Annotated in this window: 17 protein-coding genes and 1 pseudogene; 13 read left to right on the top strand and 5 right to left on the bottom strand. The window is 65.9% G+C overall.

Annotated features, from left to right (window positions below; all coding sequences use genetic code 11):
* Positions 1-120 precede the first annotated feature (120 nt).
* On the bottom strand, positions 121-744 hold the full coding sequence (locus tag ACTPOI_RS23270) for a Crp/Fnr family transcriptional regulator (protein WP_094288002.1): 624 nt from the start codon (positions 742-744) through the stop codon (positions 121-123).
* A 313-nt stretch (positions 745-1,057) separates the two neighbouring features.
* Between ACTPOI_RS23270 and ACTPOI_RS23265 the strand changes: the two genes are divergently transcribed.
* The 6 genes from ACTPOI_RS23265 (at position 1,058) to ACTPOI_RS23240 (ending at position 6,824) form a co-directional block, all read left to right on the top strand.
* On the top strand, positions 1,058-2,107 hold the full coding sequence (locus tag ACTPOI_RS23265; RefSeq protein WP_440113369.1) for a porin: 1,050 nt from the start codon (positions 1,058-1,060) through the stop codon (positions 2,105-2,107).
* Positions 2,108-2,260: 153 nt separating this feature from the next.
* The gene (locus ACTPOI_RS23260) at positions 2,261-4,138 is read left to right on the top strand and encodes an EAL domain-containing protein (RefSeq protein WP_440113366.1); all 1,878 of its coding nucleotides are present in this window, start codon (positions 2,261-2,263) and stop codon (positions 4,136-4,138) included.
* A gap of 443 nt (positions 4,139-4,581) precedes the next feature.
* Positions 4,582-5,274, top strand: coding sequence for an ASCH domain-containing protein (locus ACTPOI_RS23255; RefSeq protein ID WP_440113363.1), 693 nt, complete (start codon positions 4,582-4,584; stop codon positions 5,272-5,274).
* Positions 5,275-5,305: 31 nt separating this feature from the next.
* Positions 5,306-5,860 carry an AacA4 family aminoglycoside N(6')-acetyltransferase gene (locus ACTPOI_RS23250; protein WP_440113360.1) on the top strand — a complete coding sequence of 185 codons (555 nt, stop codon included), beginning with the start codon at positions 5,306-5,308 and terminating at the stop codon, positions 5,858-5,860.
* Positions 5,861-5,866: 6 nt separating this feature from the next.
* On the top strand, positions 5,867-6,355 hold the full coding sequence (locus ACTPOI_RS23245; RefSeq protein WP_440113357.1) for a hypothetical protein: 489 nt from the start codon (positions 5,867-5,869) through the stop codon (positions 6,353-6,355).
* Positions 6,356-6,440: 85 nt separating this feature from the next.
* Positions 6,441-6,824 (top strand): RidA family protein, encoded by a 384-nt coding sequence (locus ACTPOI_RS23240; RefSeq protein ID WP_440113354.1) that lies wholly within the window; start codon positions 6,441-6,443, stop codon positions 6,822-6,824.
* 53 nt (positions 6,825-6,877) lie between these two features.
* Here the strand turns inward: ACTPOI_RS23240 and ACTPOI_RS23235 are convergent, their stop codons facing one another.
* Positions 6,878-8,149, bottom strand: coding sequence for a urate hydroxylase PuuD (locus ACTPOI_RS23235; protein ID WP_440113351.1), 1,272 nt, complete (start codon positions 8,147-8,149; stop codon positions 6,878-6,880).
* A gap of 265 nt (positions 8,150-8,414) precedes the next feature.
* Positions 8,415-9,233, bottom strand: coding sequence for a xanthine dehydrogenase accessory protein XdhC (gene xdhC, locus ACTPOI_RS23230; protein ID WP_440113348.1), 819 nt, complete (start codon positions 9,231-9,233; stop codon positions 8,415-8,417).
* Positions 9,234-9,294: 61 nt separating this feature from the next.
* On the opposite strand from xdhC, the gene ACTPOI_RS23225 reads away from it, so the two are divergent.
* Positions 9,295-9,837, top strand: coding sequence for a hypothetical protein (locus ACTPOI_RS23225; protein ID WP_440113345.1), 543 nt, complete (start codon positions 9,295-9,297; stop codon positions 9,835-9,837).
* A 45-nt stretch (positions 9,838-9,882) separates the two neighbouring features.
* On the opposite strand, the gene uraH is transcribed toward ACTPOI_RS23225, so the two are convergent.
* Positions 9,883-10,233 (bottom strand): hydroxyisourate hydrolase, encoded by a 351-nt coding sequence (uraH, locus tag ACTPOI_RS23220; protein ID WP_252662169.1) that lies wholly within the window; start codon positions 10,231-10,233, stop codon positions 9,883-9,885.
* Between the two features lie 108 nt (positions 10,234-10,341).
* On the opposite strand from uraH, the gene ACTPOI_RS23215 reads away from it, so the two are divergent.
* From ACTPOI_RS23215 to ACTPOI_RS23200, 4 genes are read left to right on the top strand one after another with little or no spacing between them, the layout of a single operon-like run.
* On the top strand, positions 10,342-11,010 hold the full coding sequence (locus tag ACTPOI_RS23215; protein WP_063462488.1) for a GntR family transcriptional regulator: 669 nt from the start codon (positions 10,342-10,344) through the stop codon (positions 11,008-11,010).
* A gap of 21 nt (positions 11,011-11,031) precedes the next feature.
* Positions 11,032-11,991 carry an allantoinase PuuE gene (gene puuE / locus ACTPOI_RS23210; protein ID WP_440113340.1) on the top strand — a complete coding sequence of 320 codons (960 nt, stop codon included), beginning with the start codon at positions 11,032-11,034 and terminating at the stop codon, positions 11,989-11,991.
* A gap of 2 nt (positions 11,992-11,993) precedes the next feature.
* Positions 11,994-13,772 (top strand): 2-oxo-4-hydroxy-4-carboxy-5-ureidoimidazoline decarboxylase, encoded by a 1,779-nt coding sequence (uraD, locus tag ACTPOI_RS23205; RefSeq protein ID WP_252662165.1) that lies wholly within the window; start codon positions 11,994-11,996, stop codon positions 13,770-13,772.
* Positions 13,769-15,004, top strand: a complete 1,236-nt coding sequence (locus ACTPOI_RS23200; RefSeq protein WP_440113337.1) for a M20 family metallopeptidase — start codon at positions 13,769-13,771, stop codon at positions 15,002-15,004. The genes uraD and ACTPOI_RS23200 overlap by 4 nt, the downstream gene beginning before the upstream one ends.
* A gap of 13 nt (positions 15,005-15,017) precedes the next feature.
* On the opposite strand, the gene pdxR is transcribed toward ACTPOI_RS23200, so the two are convergent.
* Positions 15,018-16,514, bottom strand: coding sequence for a MocR-like pyridoxine biosynthesis transcription factor PdxR (gene pdxR, locus ACTPOI_RS23195; protein ID WP_440113334.1), 1,497 nt, complete (start codon positions 16,512-16,514; stop codon positions 15,018-15,020).
* Between the two features lie 139 nt (positions 16,515-16,653).
* On the opposite strand from pdxR, the pseudogene ACTPOI_RS23190 reads away from it, so the two are divergent.
* Together ACTPOI_RS23190 and ggt are read left to right on the top strand one after the other, a co-directional pair.
* Positions 16,654-17,361: pseudogene (locus ACTPOI_RS23190) on the top strand (GNAT family N-acetyltransferase); the annotation flags it as partial.
* A gap of 195 nt (positions 17,362-17,556) precedes the next feature.
* Positions 17,557-19,335 carry a gamma-glutamyltransferase gene (gene ggt, locus ACTPOI_RS23185; RefSeq protein ID WP_440113331.1) on the top strand — a complete coding sequence of 593 codons (1,779 nt, stop codon included), beginning with the start codon at positions 17,557-17,559 and terminating at the stop codon, positions 19,333-19,335.
* Positions 19,336-19,438 lie beyond the last annotated feature (103 nt).

Here is a 19,438-nt window from a genome sequence, read left to right as displayed (position 1 = left end):
AGACATGTCCCAACAAATATACGCAGCCCCCGGGGCCGGGGGCTTGGGTGGAACCCTTGGAAAAACGCAAGGAAAAACCCTGAGTGCGGCACCGCCCCGCTGAGCGGGGAAGGCGCGCCCTCAGCACCCCGCCATCGACTGCAACGCCCGGGGTTGGGGCAGGTTCAGCACGTTGCCGGTGCCATGAATGAGGCCCAGCTCCCGCAAATGGCGCAGCACGCGCGAGAAGGTCTCGGGGGCAATGCCCAACTGGGCGGCAATCAGGCGCTTGCGCTGGTGCAGCGTGACCTGCATGGCGCCCGAGGGGTCGGGTTCAGCGTGCTTGAGCAGCCATTGCGCACAGCGCGATTCCGCATCTTGCGCAAGGCGGCTTACCGCCAGTTCGGACTGCTGCCGGTAGCCTTGGGCCATGTCCAGCAGCAGGCCGCGCGCGCCTGCTGGCATGGCCGCCAGGCTGCGGCGGAATGCTTCAATCGGCAGGCGCCGCACCTGCAGGCGCGTGTCGGCCACCATGTCCACCGGAAAGGGCATGCCCATCAGGGCCGACGCGGCATCGAGCCAGAACGGCCCTTCCACCGCGCCCAGCTGGTGGCGCAAAAAGCCGTCATCCAGCACACCGCGCAGCACGCGGCCGCTTTCCAGATGCAACACGGAGGTGAGGACCTCGTTGCGCCTGCGCAGCACTTCGCCGGGGGCGATCACCTCGGTGTCAGCGGGCAGGGAGAAAAGGGTAGAGGGCAGCATGGAAGCCACTTTGCCGCGCCGCCGCGCCCGGGGCATTGAGCAAGATCAAAGGCCCACAACGTCGCAAGCCGCGTCCTGCCAGGGTTTGCGCAAAAACACAAGAAAGCTGCGCGCGGACCTGCTACCGCCCACATGGCCGCACCCTGCCCTGCTTGCACAGCGATGGGATGTGCAGCTGTAAGAACCTGTGTCAGCAGAGGCACGGAAATTGCGGATTCCTGCGTGCGGGCCCGCCGCTGCACCACGGTGCACACCGGGCCGCAATCCCCTCCTCCCAACGCCGGGCGTCCGGCATTTCACTCCAGGAAAATCCATGAAAAAAAACCTGTCCACACTGTCTCTGTCCCTCTCGCTGGGCGGCGCCCTGCTGCTGTGCACCACCGGGGCCCAGGCCCAAAGCTCGGTCCAGCTGATGGGGCTGACCGATGTGTATGTGGGCTCCATGAAAAATGCCGGTGATGCGGGCCGCAGCGCTGTAGTGGGCAGCGGCGGCATGACTACGTCGTGGTTTGGCGTCAAGGGCACGGAGGACCTGGGCGGCGGGCTCAAGGCCAACTTCGCGCTCACCTCCTTCATCAAGGTGGACAGCGGCATCCAGGGCCGCTTCGCCAACGACACCTTCTTCTCGCGCGACGCCAACGTGGGCCTGTCGGGCGGCTTCGGCAGCGTCACTGTGGGCCGGGGCTTGGCGCCCAACTTCCTGCCTTCCATCCTGTCGAACCCGCTGGGCGACTCATTCACCTTTGCGCCCGTGATCCTGCACATGAACGTGCCGCTGTTCAACGGCACCGGCTGGGGTTCCACCACGCCATCCGACACCGGCTGGGCCAACGAGATCATCTACAGCACGCCCAACTTTGGCGGGCTCTCGGCCAACCTGCACTACCAGTTTGGCGAGATCGCGGGCGACAGCGGCAAGAAGAACGTGGGCATCAACGCGCTGTACTTCAACGGCCCCATCACGCTCACCGGCTTTTACGAGCGCGACCAGATGAGCAACCCCGCCGTGCCCAGCACCTACCTGGGCACCACCAAGACCGACTGGATGCTGGGCGGCGCCTACGACTTCACGATGGTCAAGGCCTTTGCCAGCTATGGCCAGGCCAAGGCCGACAACACCGCCATCAAGGCCAAGACCACGCAGCTGGGCGTTTCAGTGCCCGTGGGCGCCACCGGCAAGGTGCTGGCATCGTGGGCACAGACCACGCTGAGCGCCACCGACATCTCGCGCAAGACCTTCACCGTGGGCTACGACCATTTCCTGTCCAAGCGCACCGACCTGTACGTGATGGCCATGGCCGACCGCATCACCAACCAGGCCAAGGGCAGCAGCGTGGGCGTGGGCGTCCGCCACCGTTTCTGAGGCTCTTGAGCGGGCCTTTCGTGAACAAAAAAGGCCCTCTCCGCTCTACAGACATGCCATGCAAGCTATTAAAAATATAGCGACCTGGATTCTGTAACCAAACCGTCACGGCGGCTGGGTATCTTTGCGTCCTTGCTCAGGGACCACAACGCGATGCAGAACACCCAATGGAGCCGGCTGGAGGCGATGATGGCGCTGCTGTCGCCCGCTGCACGCCATGGCACCGGCCCGCTGGCCCGGCTGATGCAGGCGGGTGGGCTGCACTGCGTCTTCCAGCCCCTGGCCGATCTGCGCGAGGGCAACATCCATGCCCATGAGGCCCTGATCCGGGGCCCCCAGGACTCACCCCTCCACACCCCCGACGTGCTGCTGAGCCTGGCGCGGCAGGAGGGCATCCTGCAGGACTTCGAGCTGCTGTGCGTGTTCACCGCACTCGCCCAATGGGGCCAGCACGACGCGCCGGGCCGCCTGTTCGTCAACATCAGCGCCGATGCACTGGTGCACGGCGTGGCGCTGGTGGGCGCCGAGATGCTGGGCGAGACCGTGCGCAGCTTTGGCCTGAGCGCCCGCATGCTGGTGCTAGAGATCACCGAACACGAGCGCGTGAGCGACATGCCCGTGTTGCGCCAGGCCATCAAGGCCGTGCACGCCTGCGGTGCGCGCGTGGCGCTGGACGATTTTGGCGACGGCCGCTCCAGCCTGCGGCTGTGGTCCGAGGTCAAGCCAGACTTCGTGAAGATCGACAAATACTTCATCCACGACATCAGCGACCACCCCGAGAACCTGCAGATGCTGCAGGCCATCAAGGGCATTGCCGATGTGTTTGGCACCAAGCTGATTGCCGAAGGCATCGAAACCCGCGACGACCTGCGCGCGCTGCGCGACCTGGACATCCCCTACGGCCAGGGCTGGCTGCTGGGCCGCCCGGCACGCGAGCCACGCGACACGGTGGAGGGCCCCGCGCTGGAAGTGATGCAGGACCGCCGCGTGGCCGTGCTGCCACACCTGGGCCAGACCGCACGCCCGGGCATCCTGCGCAGCCTGCTGGTGGTGCAAGCGCCCACCGCATCGCCCGCCACCAGCAACGATGCGGTGGCCGCGATCTTCCACCAGCACACCGACCTGCACGCGCTGGCCGTGGTGGACGGCACACGCCCCGTGGCGCTCATCAACCGCCAGCAGTTCATGAACCACTACGCCACGCTGTACTTCCGCGAAGTGCACGGCCGCAAATCGTGCCTGGCATTTGCCAACCAGGCGCCGCGGGTGGTGGAGCTGGACTGCGACGTGGACCAGCTGGTGGGCATCCTCACCTCGCAGGACCAGCGCTACCTGAGCGACGGCTACATCGTGACCGACAACGGCCGCTACCTGGGCCTGGGCACGGGCGACCAGCTGGTGCGCGCCGTGACCGAGACCCGCATCGAGGCCGCGCGGCACGCCAACCCGCTGACCTTTCTGCCCGGCAACATTCCCATCAGCCTGCACATGCAGCGCCTGCTGGAAAGCGGCACCGAATTTGTGGCCTGCTACGCCGACCTGAACAACTTCAAGCCCTTCAACGACCACTACGGTTACTGGCGCGGCGACCAAATGATCCGCCTGGTGGCGCGCCTGGCCACGGCCCACTGCGACGCACGCCGCGACTTCGTGGGCCATGTGGGCGGGGACGATTTCATGCTGATCTTTCAGAGCAGCAACTGGCTGCAGCGCTGCAAGAACATCGTGGACGAATTTGCGCGCGAGGCCGTCACGCTGTTCGACGACGGCGCCCGGCTGGCGGGCGGCATCCACGCAGAAGACCGGCACGGCGTGCGGCGGTTCTTTCCGTGCACCACGCTGGCCATTGGCGCAGTGCGCATCACGCCCGGGCGCTTCCGGCACGCCGAAGAGGTGGCGAACCTGGCCGCCGTGGCCAAACACGAGGCCAAGCTGGCCGCCACCGGCGTGGTGCTGCACGGCGGCTTCACCGAATCCAGCCTGGGCGCGCTGGCCGCCACGCGGGCGCTGCAGGATGTGCTGGCGACGTAGGGGGTGGAGGGAGCAGCGCAGGTTCAGTCAGGTACAGGGGCCGTGCGATTCACGCTGCAAGCCAGTTCGCCTCGGTCCCAGGCGCGCCGAGGAGCGCCTAGGAGCACCGTCCCATCTGTTCATGGGTTCTGTGCGCGGCTCGAATTGGAGGTGTGATTACCTTGCCTTTCAACTTCGCAAGCTATAGTTTGTACGGCTGGGGCAAGCGTGTTTCGCAGAATTTTTGAACGCAAAGACCTAAGGCTACGAGTTCCTCCACGACCCCAAATCTGAACGCAGAGGTGATGATGAAATTGAAGGCGCCATCTATCGATCCAGCGGTTGGCTAGCCTTCGAGAATGGCAGCATCCAGCCCCACCTAGCTGCTCTTGAGCGTTGGATGGGAAAGCGGGTCCGAGTGCAGGGAATAGTTCAAACCAAAAACACCATGCCCATCGCATCCCGTGAGTTCCATCATCACTGTGGCTTTGGTCCCCCTGGTTTCTGGCCTGCGCGATTGGAGCCGTATTCGATTCAGCGTGTTACTTCGGAAATCCGTCGTGAAGAAATCGTCTGACCCTGCAGTCGAGCGGGACAGCCACCAGCTGAGCTTGTGGTTCCCACCCCTTCGCGCCAACGGCCCCTCACTTCCACATCAGGCCGTAACCCAACCTATGTCCGTCCCCCCACACCTTCTTCCGTTCTGGAACGAGTTCCTTTTTGCCACAGGGACGGCCGATCATGGCCGCTACTACGACGTCTGCATCTTTGGCGACAGCGAGGAGCTTGCCGACGAACTGGCCGACCTGGTGCTGCGCGGCGTCAAGCGTGCAACCGCAGGCTCGTTGTGGTCCTACGAAGACCAGGGAATACGGCCCCCAAGGCCGGGAGACCTCAGCATCGTCACAGCCTGGTCAGGCCAGCCGCTCTGCGTCATCGAGACGCAAGCCGTCGATGTTGTGCCCTACAACGAAGTCACCGCAGAGTTTGCGGCCGTCGAAGGTGAAGGCGACGGGTCTCTCGCCTACTGGCTTGAGGGCCATCGACGGTACTTCGAGCAGGAGTGCGCCAGAGCCGGGCGACAGTTTGACGAGAGGATGTTGCTCGCCTGTGAGAAATTCAAAGTCATCTATCAACCTCAGCCCCGCACGGCCTAGCCCGTCGTTGGGCAACACGGAGTCCGTTTTCATGAGTACCAACCATGGCTCAGTCACACTGCGCCTCATGACCGAGCAGGACCTTCCCATGCTCCATGACTGGCTGAACCGGCCTCACATCGTGGAGTGGTGGGGCGGAGAAGAAGCACGGCCGACACTCGCTGAAGTGCAGCAGGAGTACCTGCCAAGCGCTCTGGCGAAAGAGTCTGTCACGCCATACATCGCCATGCTGGACAACGAACCGATGGGGTACGCGCAGTCATATGTCGCACTTGGAAGTGGTAGCGGGTGGTGGGAAGACGAAACCGATCCTGGAGTCCGTGGAATAGACCAATCCCTGGCAGATCCATCGCAGTTGGGGAAAGGCCTTGGAACCAAGCTGGTTCGGGCGCTTGTTGAGATGCTGTTCAACGACCCTGAGGTAACCAAGATTCAGACCGACCCGTCTCCGGACAACCTGCGAGCCATCCGCTGCTACGAGAAGGCGGGGTTCGTGCCGCAACAGACGATAAACACCCCCGATGGGCCAGCTGTGTACATGGTTCAAACACGGCGGGCATTCGAGCTGGCGCGCGGTGCTGTCTAGCCCCCCATGCGACCCATCCTGAACTTCGCAAAAGCCATCGCGCTTGCGAGCGTCCTTGCAATCCTGCTCGCCTGCACCACGGCCAAGCCAGCAGGTGAGTTCAGCACAGCCCTCGGAAAGCTGGTTCGATCCGGGAAAGTCCATGAGGTAGATCTGGCAAACGTACTCCCACTGGACTGGCATGAACTGTTCGCCTTTGGCCCGTACTCAACCCGCGACAGCAACTGCCAGGCGTTGCAACTTGGCTGGCTCCAATGCCGCATGACGCTGCCTGCCGAGGTGAATGAAGGCGAATTCGTCCTGGTCTTCCGATCAAGCTCCAAAGTCGTGCACGTGGAGCACCATCGACGGTGGAATGGCGACTTCAGCTCGCGGACTAGTCCGCGACCCCAACCGATACTGCGGTCAGCTGCAAAGTTCTCTGTCAGTCTGGTGTCCAACCGGGCGCCAGAGGGTGAGCAGTGGTACCAACTTGAGCATCAGGCCCATGACTGAGCACCTGCAATGACGAGGCCTGAGTCTCATGCCAAACGCTAGGCGTCACAAAAGAACTCGCGCCACATCTCCCTCTGCACCACCCATGAACGAAGCCGAAACCGCCGCAGGCCTGCCAAGCACACCGCACTATCAGTACGCGCAGCGCGTGGGGAGCCAGCTCTTCCTTGCAGGCCAGGTGCCGCAGGCCACCGATGGCTCGATCGTGGCGCCCGGAAATCCGTGCGCCCAGGCATCGCAGTGCCTGGCGAATCTGAGCAAGGTTCTGTCGATCCACGGGTTTGCCGCTCCAGACATTCGCCGCGTTGTTGTCTACGTCGTCGGCGAACAGGCCGATCTTTCAGCCGCCTGGGGCGCCGTGACCGAGTACTTTGGCGGGCAAGTACCTCCGGCAACGCTCCTGGGTGTCGCCCGCCTGGGATACCCGGGGCAGGTGGTGGAGATCGACGCCACCGTCGTCAAGGGCTAGGCCTCGCTTAAGCGCAGAGTGACGCCGCACTGAGCACTCCACACTACGCGGCCTCAAGGCCCCGTGGGCGCCCCTGCCTCGAACCAGCGCTTGACCAGCGCACGCTCGGCATCCGTCATACCCGTGGCGTTGTTCATGGGCATGAGCTTTTGCACCACCACCTGCTGGTAGACGGCCTGGGCATGCTGCTGGGCCAGCGCGGGCGAATCGAGCCGCAGGTTCTTCATCTGCACCTGCTCGCCGTGGCACATGTAGCAGCGCTGCTCCAGCACGGCCTGCACCGATTTGAAGTCAATTGGGCCGCCTGCGCCCGCTGTGCCTTCCCCGGTAGCTCCTGAAACAGGAGCAACACCCGTAGCGGGCGCGGGGGTGGCCACGGCTGCAACAGCGGCGACGGGTGCCGGGCGCATCCAGGCGATGGCGCCCACGATCACCGCCACGCCCACCAGCGCATAGGGCAGCGGGTTGCCGTTGCGGCCCAGCTTGTAGCCGTGGCGCATCACGAAGAACTGGCGGATGGCCGCGCCCGCAAACATCATCAGGATCAGCACCAGCCAGTTCTGCGGGTGGCTCCAGGTAAAGCTGTAGTGGTTGCTGAGCATGGCAAACAGCACGGGCAGCGTGAAGTAGGTGTTGTGCACGCTGCGCTGCTTGCCGCGCTTGCCGTGGATCGGGTCCACGGGCTCGCCCGCCTTGATCTGCGCGATCACGGTGCGCTGGCCTGGGATGATCCAGAAGAACACGTTGGCGCTCATGGCCGTGGCGATCATCGCGCCCACCAGCAAGAAGGCCGCGCGGCCCGCAAACCAGTGGCAGGCCAGCCACGAGGCAATGCACACCAGCACCAGCACCAGCGCGCCCACAATGGCGTCACCGTTCTTCCTCTGGCCAAAGATGCGGCAGATGGCGTCGTACAGCAGCCAGAACACCACAAAGAACGCGAGCGCCACGATGATGGCTGTGGCGGGCGCCCAGTCCATGCGCGACTTGTCGATGAGGTAGGTACTGGCGCTGTAGAGGTAGGACACCGTGAACAGCGCAAAGCCGCTGATCCAGGTGCTGTAGCTCTCCCAGAAGAACCAGTGCAGGTGCCCAGGCAGCTTGGGTGGTGACACGGCGAACTTGACGGGGTGGTAAAACCCGCCGCCGTGCACGGCCCAGAGTTCGCCGCTCACGCCCTGTTTCTTGAGGTCGTCGTCCTCGGGCGGCGTGAGGCTGCTGTCGAGAAAGACGAAGTAGAACGACGAGCCAATCCAGGCGATGGCGGTGATGACATGGACCCAGCGCAAGAGCAGGTTGGCCCAGTCGAGAAGGTAGCTTTCCATAGTTCTCAACCTTGGCGGCGTGCGGGCGAATGTGCCGCGCATGCCGCTTGTACAACCTGCTCACCACTGCGGGCGCTCTGAGCAGAAGAAGGGGGTCGCGCACCTGGGCAGAGAGAATCTGCTGGGCACCGCTGCGACCGGTGAATCAAAGTGTATGCAGAAATTGTTCCCGATTCCAGCCCTAGTCTGGTGCCTGCGGGGCGGGAATTACCCGCATTCAAGCTGTTGTGACGGCAGGTGCATGAATCGTTCCAGCCATAGGTTCTCAGGCCACCTTCAGACTGAGCAGCAGCTGCGCCGCCACTGCCACGGCGATCACCTCAGGCTCCTTGCCCCCGATGCCGGGGATGCCGATGGGGCAGGTCACCTGGGTCAGCTCGTCCTGGCTGAATCCCCGGCTGCGCAGGCGGCTGCCGAAGGTGGCCCACTTGGTCTGGCTTCCAATGAGACCGATGAAGGGCAGGTCCCGCTGCTGCCGCTGGCGCTGCAGGCAGGCGGCCACCACGTCCAGGTCTTCGGCGTGGCTGAAGCTCATGATCAGCACGCGGCTGCCCGATGCCAGGCCTGGCACGGCCCCCTGCACAGGGTCGGAATGCTCGCAGACCGCGCCGTCGGGCGGCGGTTCGGGGAAGATGCCGTCGCGGCTGTCGATCCAGGTCAGCGCAAACGGCAGCGGCGCCAGCACACGGGCCAGCGCATGGCCCACATGGCCGCCGCCAAACAGTGCCACGGGGTGGTGGCGGGGCGCCAGGCGAGTGGCGAGGCCTGGGGTATCGGCCGCTGTAAGCAGCGCAAATCCCAGGTGCACCACACCGCCGCAGCATTGACCCAGCGCAGGGCCCAGCGCGTACCGCACGGGCGCGGGGTTGTTGACGGCCGTGCCTGCCAGCCGCAGGCGCGCTTCTGCAATGGCCTGCAGCTCCAGGTGCCCCCCGCCGATGGTGCCCACCAGGCGGTCGGCAAACACGGCCATCCAGGCCCCGGCCTCGCGGGGCACCGACCCTTGGGTAGACTCTACGGTTACCAGGCATGCTGGCCCGGCGGTCAAACCGTCCAACAGCAAACGCAAATTTGTCACCGCCATTCCTTTGTCGTTAACGCCCCTGGCCGCTGGCACCGCTGGCGGCCCCTGCCACACCCACACCATGCCCGACACGCCCCCCCACCGCTCCCCCGGCCCGCGCAGCCACTGGCTGCTGGCAGGCATCATGGCCCTTGGCGCCGCCCTGGTGTCCGCCTGCAAATCGCCACCTGAACCCGCCCCGGCGCCTGACAGCGTGCCGTCCACCAGTGCGGAGCCCGGTGGCGTGAAGGGCCCGGTCCCCGCGGCGGCCGGGTCGGCACGCCCCTCGGCCGCCGCCACGCCCCAGGCCTACCGGCAGGATGCGGCCACGCACCTTTATGGGCTGAACCGCGAACGCATCTTCAAAGGCAAGCTGCCCGCCCAGTTGTACGCCATCGGCGTGCTGCAGGTAGACATCGACCGCAGCGGCAAGGTCACCCGCCTGCACTGGATGCGCGCCCCGCGCCACGCGCCCGAGGTGGTGGCCGAAATCGAGCGCACCGTGCGCGCTGCGGCGCCCTTCCCAGCGCCCACGCGCATGGGCAAGGTCACTTACACCGACACCTGGTTGTGGGACAAGGGCGGGCACTTTCAGCTGGATACCCTGACTGAAGGACAGTTGTAAGTACATCCCTCCGAGCGGCTTCGTCGCTCGGCGCGGCCGCGATGCCTACGAACCTCGGTAGGTCGAATAGCTCCACGGGCTCACCAGCAGGGGCACGTGGTAGTGCTGGTCGGCATGCGCAATGCCGAAGTCCAGGCTCACCTGGTTCAAAAAGTTGGGTTCGGGCAACTGCACGCCCCGGGCCTTGAAGTAGCCCGCCACATCAAAACGCAGCCGGTAGGTGCCGGTGCGGAGGCTGGCGTTGTCGAACAGCGGCGCATCGGTGCGGCCATCGTGGTTCAGCACCAGGCGCTTGATGAGGGTGGCGTTGTCGCCATCGGTGGCATACAGGGCGACCTCCATGCCAGCGGCGGGGCAGCCGTTCATGGTGTCGAGAACGTGGGTGCTCAATCCCATAGGGAATCTCCTGAAGTGGGGACCACGGCCGATCGGCGAGGATTGCCAGATCGCAGCGTGTAGACCAAAAGTGTATACACTTTTCGCCATCCAACGTATCATGCCACCATGGAATCTTCATCCACCAGTGCGATTGTCGAGGCGCTGACCCGCGCCATCGTGGAGCACCGCCTGCAGCCAGGCACCAAATTGGCCGAGCAGAAACTGGCAGACCACTTCGGCGTTTCGCGCACCCTGGTGCGCCAGGCGCTGTTCCAGCTCGCGCAGAACCGCCTCGTCACGCTGGAGCCCGCGCGCGGCGCTTTTGTCTCCACGCCTTCCGTCGAAGAAGCCCGCCAGGTGTTTGCCGTGCGCCGCATGCTCGAAACCGAGATGACGCGCGCCTTTGTACAAACCGTGACCCCCGCCAAGATCAAGGCCCTGCGCGCCCATGTGGCCAGTGAGAAGGCCGCCATGGGCACGGCCGACGCGAGCAGCCGCACCGAGCTGCTGGGCGACTTCCATGTGCGCATGGCCGAACTCATGGGCAACGAGGTGCTGGCGCAGATGCTGGGCGACCTGATCTCGCGCTGCGCGCTGATCACGCTGATGTACCAGTCCGCCAGCGCCGCCGAGCACTCGCATGAAGAGCATGGCGACATCGTGGCGGCGCTGGCCGCGCGTGACGAGGCGCTGGCCGTCTCGCTCATGCAGTCGCACCTCGAACATGTGGAAGCCAGCCTGACGTTTGACCGCAAACGCCCGGCCAGCGACCTGGCCGCCGCACTTATGCCGTGACCCTTTGAACCCCTGACGCCCATGATCTACGACTCCACCCAGCATTACCCCCGCGACCTCATCGGCTACGGCCAGAACCCGCCCCACGCGCAATGGCCAGGCGGCGCGCGCATTGCCGTGCAGTTCGTGCTGAACTATGAAGAAGGCGGCGAGAACGCCGTGCTGCATGGCGATGCGGGCAGCGAGCAGTTCCTGTCTGAAATGTTCAACCCCGCGAGCTACCCTGAGCGGCACATGAGCATGGAGGGCATCTACGAATACGGCTCGCGCGCTGGCGTGTGGCGCATCCTGCGCGAGTTCGAAAAGCGCAAGCTGCCCCTGACTGTGTTCGGCGTGTCGAGCGCGCTGCAGCGCCACCCCGAGCTGACGCAGGCCTTCGTGCAGCTGGGCCACGAGATCGCCTGCCACGGCCTGAAATGGATCCACTACCAGCACATCCCCGAGGAAGTCGAGCGCGCCCACATGGCCGAGGCCATGGAAATCATTGAGCGCATGACGGGGCACCGTGCGCTGGGCTGGTACACCGGCCGTGACAGCCCCAACACCCGCCGCCTGGTGGCCGACTTCGGCGGCTTTGAATACGACAGCGACTACTACGGCGACGACCTGCCGTTCTGGATGGACGTGAAGAAGAGCAACGGCGCCACCGTGCCCCAGCTCATCGTGCCCTACACGCTGGACTGCAACGACATGCGCTTTGCACTGCCGCAGGGCTATTCGCACGCCGACCCATTCTTCCAGTACATGAAGGACACCTTCGATGCGCTGTACGCCGAAGGCGACCCGGCGGGCGATAACGCACCCAAGATGATGAGCATCGGCATGCACTGCCGCCTGCTCGGGCGCCCTGGCCGCATCACGGCGCTGCAGCGCTTTCTGGACCACATCCAGCAGCACAGCGACGTGTGGGTGTGCCGCCGCATCGACATCGCGCGCCACTGGAAACAGACGCACCCCTACCCTACGCAGAAAGCAGGCTGAGCATGGCCCTGACCCTGGAACAACTCAACGCCGCCAGCGCTGCCGAGGCATTGCAGCTGCTGGACGGCCTGTACGAACACTCGCCCTGGATAGCAGAGCAGGCGCTGGCGCAGCGCCCCTTCCGCTCGCAGGCCCACCTGCAGCATGCGCTGGCCCAGGTCGTGCGCACGGCGGGGCAGGACGCGCAGCTCGCGCTGATCCGCGCCCACCCCGAACTGGCGGGCAAGGCCATGGTGGCAAAAAATCTCACGGCCGAATCCACCAATGAGCAGAGCAAGGCGGGCCTCACGCAGTGCACGCCCGATGAGTTCGCACGCATCCAGCAGCTCAACGCCGCGTACAACGAGCGCTTCGGCTTCCCGTTCATCCTGGCGGTGCGCGGGCCGCGCGGCACCGGCCTGCCCAAGCAGGAGATCATCGACACCTTTGCGCGGCGGCTCGACAACCACCCCGAGTTCGAGCTGGCCGAGGCCCTGCGCAATGTCCACCGCATCGCCGAGATCCGCCTGAACGACAAGTTCGGCGCCGAGCCCGTGCTGGGCAATGACGTATGGGACTGGCAGGAAAAGCTTGCCGAGCACTCCGACCCCGGCTTTGCCGAAAAAGGCCAGCTCACCGTCACCTACCTCACCGACGCGCACCGCGCCTGCGCCCAGCGCATCAGCCACTGGATGCGCGACTGCGGCTTTGACGAGGTGGAGATCGACGCCGTGGGCAATGTGGTGGGGCGCTACCACCCCGCCACAGAAGGCGCGCGTTATCTCATGACCGGCAGCCACTACGACACCGTGCGCAACGGCGGCAAGTACGACGGCCGCCTGGGCATTTTTGTGCCCATGGCCTGCGTGCGCGAGCTGCACCGCGCCGGCAAACGTCTGCCTTTCGGCATCGAGGTGGTGGGTTTTGCCGAAGAAGAAGGCCAGCGCTACAAGGCCACCTTCCTGGGCTCGGGCGCGCTCATTGGCGACTTCAACCCCGCCTGGCTTGACCAGAAGGACGTGGACGGCGTGACCATGCGCGCGGCCATGCAGCACGCGGGCCTGTGCATCGACGACATTCCCAAACTGCAGCGCGACCCCGCGCAGTACCTGGGTTTCATCGAAGTGCACATCGAACAGGGCCCGGTGCTCAACGAGCTGGACCTGCCCCTGGGCGTGGTCACCTCCATCAATGGCAGCGTGCGGTTTCTGTGCGAGATGATCGGCACCGCCAGCCACGCGGGCACCACCCCCATGGACCGCCGCCGCGACGCGGCCGTGGCCGTGGCCGAGCTGGCGCTGTATGTGGAGCAGCGCGCCGCGCAGGACGGCGACTCGGTGGGCACTATCGGCCAGCTGCAGGTGCCCGCAGGCTCCATCAACGTGGTGCCCGGCCGCTGCCAATTCAGCCTCGACCTGCGCGCGCCCACCGACGCCCAGCGCGATGCGCTGGTGAGCGATGTGAAGGAGCAGCTCGCCAAAATCGCCGCCCGGCGCGGCCTGCGCTACACGCTGGAAGAATCCATGCGTGCCGCCGCTGCGCCCAGCGCGCCCGCCTGGCAACACCACTGGGAGCGTGCTGTGGATACGCTGGGCGTGCCCGTGTTCCGCATGCCCAGCGGCGCGGGGCACGACGCGATGAAGCTGCACGAAATCATGCCGCAGGCCATGCTCTTTGTGCGCGGGCTGAACTCCGGCATCAGCCACAACCCGCTCGAATCCACCACCAACAACGACATGCAGCTGGCCGTGGACGCCTTCACCCAGGTGCTGCGCCAACTTGCAGAGGAACAACAACCATGACCACCCCTAACCAATACGCCGCGCTGGACGCCTGGATCGACCAGCACTTTGACGAGGAAGTGCGCTTTTTGCAGACCCTGGTGCGCGTGCCCACCGACACGCCACCCGGCAACAACGCCCCCCACGCCGAACGCACGGCCGAGCTGCTGAAGGAATTTGGCTACGAGGCCGAGAAACATGCCGTGCCCGCCGCCGACGTGTTGGCCTATGGCATGGAATCCATCACCAACCTCATCGTGCGCAGACCCTACGGCAGCGGCGGCAAGACCATTGCCCTGAACGCCCACGGCGACGTGGTGCCGCCCGGCGAGGGCTGGACGCACGACCCCTACGGCGCAGAGATCGAAGGTGGCGCCATGTACGGCCGCGCCACCGCCGTGAGCAAGAGCGACTTTGCGAGTTTCACCTTTGCGGTGCGCGCGCTGGAAGCCGTGGCCAGGCCCGCCCGGGGCGCGGTGGAACTGCACTTCACCTACGATGAAGAATTTGGCGGCGAACTGGGCCCCGGCTGGCTGCTGCAAAAGGGGTTGACGAAACCCGACCTGATGATCGCCGCCGGCTTCAGCTACGAAGTGGTCACCGCCCACAACGGCTGCCTGCAGATGGAAGTGACCGTGCACGGCAAGATGGCCCATGCCGCCGTGCCCCACACGGGTGTGGATGCACTGCAGGGCGCGGTGCACATCCTGAACGCGCTGTATGCGCAGAACAATGAGTACAAGAAGGTCACGTCCAACGTGGCGGGCATCAAGCACCCGTACCTGAACGTCGGCCGCATCGAAGGCGGCACCAACACCAACGTCGTGCCCGGCAAGGTGATGTTCAAGCTCGACCGCCGCATGATCCCCGAAGAGAACCCTGTCGAAGTCGAGGCCGCCATCCGCCGCATCATCGAGCAGGCAGCGGGTGAGCGCGACGGCATCCGCGTGGAGATCAAGCGCCTGCTGCTGGCCAACGCAATGACCCCACTGCCAGGCAACAAACCGCTGGTCGAGGCCATCCAGAAACACGCGCAGTCCGTGATCGGCGAGCCCGTGCCCGCCGTGGGCACGCCGCTGTACACCGACGTGCGTCTGTATGTGGAGCGCGGTATTCCCGGCGTGATCTACGGCGCGGGCCCGCGCACCGTGCTTGAGTCGCACGCCAAGCGCGCCGACGAGCGCCTGCAGCTGGAAGACCTGCGCCGCGCCACCAAGGTGATTGCGCGCTCGCTCAGCGACCTGCTCGCCTGACGCGGTTTCGTGCTCAGGCGCTGCGGTATGCCCGCTGCGCCTGCGCCAGCCGCGCAAGCCGCTGCACCAGGGCCGGGTACTGCGACTCGGACGTGTTGCCGTAGCCCAGCACCAGGCCGTTGTCTTCGGGCTGTGCGCGCAAGGCAAAGCGTGACAGCGGCGCGGGCGCCATATCGTAGGCGCGGGCCGCCTCGGCAATGGCCTGGTCGGGGTATTCGGGCGGCAGGCGCACCGTGAGGTGCATGCCGCTGTCGCCCCCCAGCACCGTGTGGGGCACGGCCAGGTGCTGCGCCAATGCATCGCGCAGCAGCGCCTGTCGGCTGCGGTACAGGCGCCGCATGCGCCCCAGGTGCCGGCTGAATTGCCCGCTCTCGATGAACTCTGCCAGCGCCAGCTGCTCATGGCGATGCCCACCGCGCAGGGTCTCCTTGAGCAAGGGTGCGGCCACGGCCGCCAGGGCCTGTGGCAGCACCACAAACCCGAGCCGCAACGACGGGAACAGCGTCTTGCTGAACGTGCCCACGTACATCACCGGCGCTTCAGGCACCAGGCCCTGCATGGCGCCGATCAGCTCGCCCGCGTGGCGGAATTCGCTGTCGTAGTCGTCCTCGATGATCCAGGCACCGCAGGCCTGGGCCTGGCGGATCAGCGCCAGCCTGCGGGCCACGGGCAGCACCCCGCCCGTGGGGTACTGGTGCGACGGCGTGGTGTAGATGAGCCGGGGCGGCGTTGCCGTCCAGGCATCGGCAGGCACCACCAGGCCCGAGCCATCCACCCGCAGGGCTTCGACCTTGAGGTCCCCGCACTGGAAGGCGGTCTGCGCCCCCCGGTAGCCCGGGTCCTCCACCCAGGCCGTGTCACCCGGGTTGGCCACCAGCCGCACACACAGGTTCAGCGCCTCCTGCGCACCTTCGGTGATGACCACCTGCTCCGCCTCGCATCGCACACCCCGTGCCACCGCCAGATGCCGCAGGATGGCGCCGCGCAAGGCAGCTTCACCCGCAGGGTGGCCGTAGCCCAGAGCCGACACGCCCGCCGTTTTGAAAGCGCGGTCGAAACAGCGCTTCCACGCACTCACCGGAAACCGCGCCAGCGCAGGCACGCCCGGTTTGAAGGCCAGGGTGTCGGCGGCATCGGCAAAGCGGCTGGCCACCTGCGCACTGCGCTCGGACAGGCGCGGCGGCGCCGCGCGGGCCGCGTCCGCACGGCTCCGAGCGCGGCTGCGGCCCAGCGCGGCCACCTTGGTGCCCCGGCGGTTCAGCTCGATGTAGCCCTCGGCTCCCAGCTGCTCGTACACCGCCGTCACGCTGTTGCGCGACACCCCCAGGTCCGCCGCCAGATCCCGCGACCCGGGCAGGCGGCAGCCCGAGGGGAAACGCCCATCCAGGATGGCGTCGCGGATGCGGGCCAGGAGCTGGCGCTGCAGCGAATCGCCCTGCCGCCCCCGCACCAGCGGGGCCTCCAGCAGGACATGGCGGACAGGGTCGGTGACGGGGGTGGATGGTGTCATGGGGTACCTGCAAAAAAGCCCCTGGTTGGCAAACTCAGTGGCACCATCAGATTGTGCCCTGGTGGATCTTCTTGATGATCCACAAGCCCCCTAAAGTCACACGCTCCATTTCTTTCTTTCCGCTTCAACTGCACGATCCATGTCCACCTCGATCAACGACTTCGCCCAGCCCATCGGCGCCCCCGTGCCCGGCTGGACGTCCCGCCCCCAACCCACCGGCGTGACCCTGGCGGGCCGCCACTGCCTGCTGGAGCCCCTGCAGGCCGAGCGCCACGCGGCCGACCTGGACGCCGCCTACCGGCTCGCGCCCGACCCGCGCGCCTGGACCTACATGTTCACCGGCCCGTTCGACACGCCGCAGGACTACCTGCGCTACGCCCAAGGCGCGGTGCAGAGCACCGACCCGCGCCACTTCGCGGTGGTGAACCGCAGCACCGGCAAGGCCGTGGGCACGCTGGCACTGATGCGCATCGACCCCACCCACGGCGTGATCGAGGTGGGCAACGTGATGTTCTCGCCCCTGCTGCAGCAGACCCCCGCGTCCACCGAGGCGCAGTTCCTGCTCATGGCCTATGTATTCGACACGCTGGGCTACCGCCGCTATGAATGGAAATGCGACAGCCTCAACGCCCCCTCGCGGCGCACCGCAGCGCGCCTGGGTTTCCAGTTCGAGGGCATCTTCCGCCAGGCCGTGGTCTACAAGGGCCGTAACCGCGACACCGCCTGGTTTTCCATCATCGACACCGAATGGCCGCTGCTGCGGCAGGCGTTCGAAGCCTGGCTGTCGGACGACAACCACGACGCCCAGGGGCGCCAGCGACGCTCGCTGACGCAGGTGCGCGAATCCCTGCCACGTTGAGCAGGGCGTGTGCCCGGGCCTGTGCACGCCGCGCAGCGATGACACACGCGCATGGGCTGAATACGCAATGGCAGCACTGCCGCCTGCAATGGGGCAAGCGCCCCCTACACTTGCTGCGGCCCCCCCAGCGGGGCGGCATTCCCTTTCTTTTCCTTCCAAGCAAAAAACCAAGGAGCTGCTTCCATGAACATCCGACACACGCTGCTGGCCTCCAGCCTGGCGCTGGCCCTGGCCAGCCTCACGGCCTGCGGCAGCGCCCCCACCACGGCAGCCGCGCCCGCCGTGCAGCAGACGGCCGCCGCGCAGGCCGCCAGCGCAGCCTACGACTTCAGCATGGACGTGTTCCACCCCGTGGTGGCGCGCAATGGCATGGTCGCCACCGAGCAGGAGTTGGCCTCGCAGATCGGCCTGGACATCCTCAAGGCCGGTGGCAACGCGGTGGATGCAGCCGTGGGCATCGGCTTTGCGCTGGCCGTGGCCCTGCCCAATGCGGGCAACCTCGGTGGTGGCGGGTTCATGGTGGTGCACGATGCCAAGAGCGGCAAGAGCGTGGCGCTCGACTTCCGCGAAGTGGCTCCATCGAAGGCCACGCGCGACATGTACCTGGACGCCAAAGGCAATGTGGTGGACGGCAAGTCGCTCTACACCCACTACGCCGTGGGCGTGCCTGGCACCGTAGCGGGCATGGAGCATGCACTCAAGACCTGGGGCACCCTGCCCCTGTCGCGCGTGATCGCCCCCGCTATCGAGTTGGCGGACAAGGGCTTCCCGGTGAGCGAAACACTCGCCAAGATCCTGCAACAAGAGAAGAAAAACATGGGCAAGTGGCCTGCCACCCAGGCCATCTTCTGGAAGAACGGCGAGCCCTTGAAGGTGGGGGACCCGCTGGTGCAGAAAGACCTGGCCCAGTCCATGCGCCTGATCGCCCAGCAGGGCGCCAAGGCGTTCTACGAAGGCGAAATCGCCCAGAAGATCGCCGCCGAGATGGCCCCCCACGCGGGCGCCATCAGCCTGCAGGACCTGCGCGAATACAAGGTGGCCGAGCGTGTGCCCACGCGCGGCACCTACCGGGGCTACGAGATCGTGACCATGCCGCCACCCTCTTCCGGCGGCCCGCACCTGGTGCAGATCCTGAACATGCTGGAGCCCCTGCCGCTGGCCCAATGGGGCCCCAACAGCGCACAGACCATCCACTACATGGCCGAGAGCAGCAAGCTGGCCTACGCCGACCGCTCCGAATACCTGGGCGACCCAGACTTCGTGAAGATCCCGCTCAAGGGCCTGACCTCCAAGCGCTACGCCGAATCGCTGGCCAAGGGCATCGACCCCAACCGCGCACGCCCGGCCAAGGAGATCAAGCCCGGTCAGCCCCAGCCGTATGAGAGCGACCAGACCACCCATTACTCGGTGGTGGACAAGGCGGGCAACGCCGTGGCTGTGACATACACGCTGAACACCAACTTCGGCAGCGGCATCGTGGCCAAGGGCACGGGCATCCTGCTCAACAACGAGATGGACGACTTCTCGGCCAAGCCCGGCGTGGCCAATGCCTACGGCCTGGTCGGTGGCGACGCCAACGCCGTGGCCGCCAAGAAGCGCCCCCTGTCGTCCATGACGCCCACCCTGGTGCTGAAGGACGGCAAGCCCACCCTGGTGACCGGCAGCCCCGGCGGCGCGCGCATCATCACCACGGTACTGCAGACGGTGGTCAACACCATCGACTTCGGCATGAACCCTGCGGAAGCCGCAGCCGCGCCGCGTGTGCACCACCAATGGACGCCGGACGAGCTGCGCGTGGAAAAGGGTCTCTCGCCCGACACCCTGGCCCTGCTCAAGCAGCGCGGCCACAACATCGCCGTGAAGCCCTCGATGGGCCGCACGCAGACCATCCAGATCCGGGGCGGCGCGCTGTATGGCTACTCGGACCCGCGCAACCCGGATGGGAAAACGCTGGGGTATTGATTGCTACCTAATTGATAGCTACCAGCGCTTGATGAACGCGCGGTAGCGGCCATTCAAACCGCGAATCCCGCTCGCCGAAAGGCCAGCGGGATTTTTCATGGCG

This window comes from Acidovorax sp. BL-A-41-H1, from assembly GCF_051942715.1.
The sequence above is the reverse complement of the archived record's forward strand: the minus strand, read 5'-3'. Positions and strand labels throughout refer to the sequence as shown.

What these genes read in the sequence shown, in the direction of transcription:
- ACTPOI_RS23270 (WP_094288002.1), bottom strand. Translation starts at nt 744, where the DNA reads ATGCTGCCCTCTACCCTTTTCTCCCTGCCCGCTGACACCGAGGTGATC.
- ACTPOI_RS23265 (WP_440113369.1), top strand. Translation starts at nt 1,058, where the DNA reads ATGAAAAAAAACCTGTCCACACTGTCTCTGTCCCTCTCGCTGGGCGGC.
- ACTPOI_RS23260 (WP_440113366.1), top strand. Translation starts at nt 2,261, where the DNA reads ATGCAGAACACCCAATGGAGCCGGCTGGAGGCGATGATGGCGCTGCTG.
- ACTPOI_RS23250 (WP_440113360.1), top strand. Translation starts at nt 5,306, where the DNA reads ATGAGTACCAACCATGGCTCAGTCACACTGCGCCTCATGACCGAGCAG.
- ACTPOI_RS23245 (WP_440113357.1), top strand. Translation starts at nt 5,867, where the DNA reads ATGCGACCCATCCTGAACTTCGCAAAAGCCATCGCGCTTGCGAGCGTC.
- ACTPOI_RS23240 (WP_440113354.1), top strand. Translation starts at nt 6,441, where the DNA reads ATGAACGAAGCCGAAACCGCCGCAGGCCTGCCAAGCACACCGCACTAT.
- ACTPOI_RS23235 (WP_440113351.1), bottom strand. Translation starts at nt 8,149, where the DNA reads ATGGAAAGCTACCTTCTCGACTGGGCCAACCTGCTCTTGCGCTGGGTC.
- xdhC (WP_440113348.1), bottom strand. Translation starts at nt 9,233, where the DNA reads ATGGCGGTGACAAATTTGCGTTTGCTGTTGGACGGTTTGACCGCCGGG.
- ACTPOI_RS23225 (WP_440113345.1), top strand. Translation starts at nt 9,295, where the DNA reads ATGCCCGACACGCCCCCCCACCGCTCCCCCGGCCCGCGCAGCCACTGG.
- uraH (WP_252662169.1), bottom strand. Translation starts at nt 10,233, where the DNA reads ATGGGATTGAGCACCCACGTTCTCGACACCATGAACGGCTGCCCCGCC.
- ACTPOI_RS23215 (WP_063462488.1), top strand. Translation starts at nt 10,342, where the DNA reads ATGGAATCTTCATCCACCAGTGCGATTGTCGAGGCGCTGACCCGCGCC.
- puuE (WP_440113340.1), top strand. Translation starts at nt 11,032, where the DNA reads ATGATCTACGACTCCACCCAGCATTACCCCCGCGACCTCATCGGCTAC.
- uraD (WP_252662165.1), top strand. Translation starts at nt 11,994, where the DNA reads ATGGCCCTGACCCTGGAACAACTCAACGCCGCCAGCGCTGCCGAGGCA.
- ACTPOI_RS23200 (WP_440113337.1), top strand. Translation starts at nt 13,769, where the DNA reads ATGACCACCCCTAACCAATACGCCGCGCTGGACGCCTGGATCGACCAG.
- pdxR (WP_440113334.1), bottom strand. Translation starts at nt 16,514, where the DNA reads ATGACACCATCCACCCCCGTCACCGACCCTGTCCGCCATGTCCTGCTG.
- ggt (WP_440113331.1), top strand. Translation starts at nt 17,557, where the DNA reads ATGAACATCCGACACACGCTGCTGGCCTCCAGCCTGGCGCTGGCCCTG.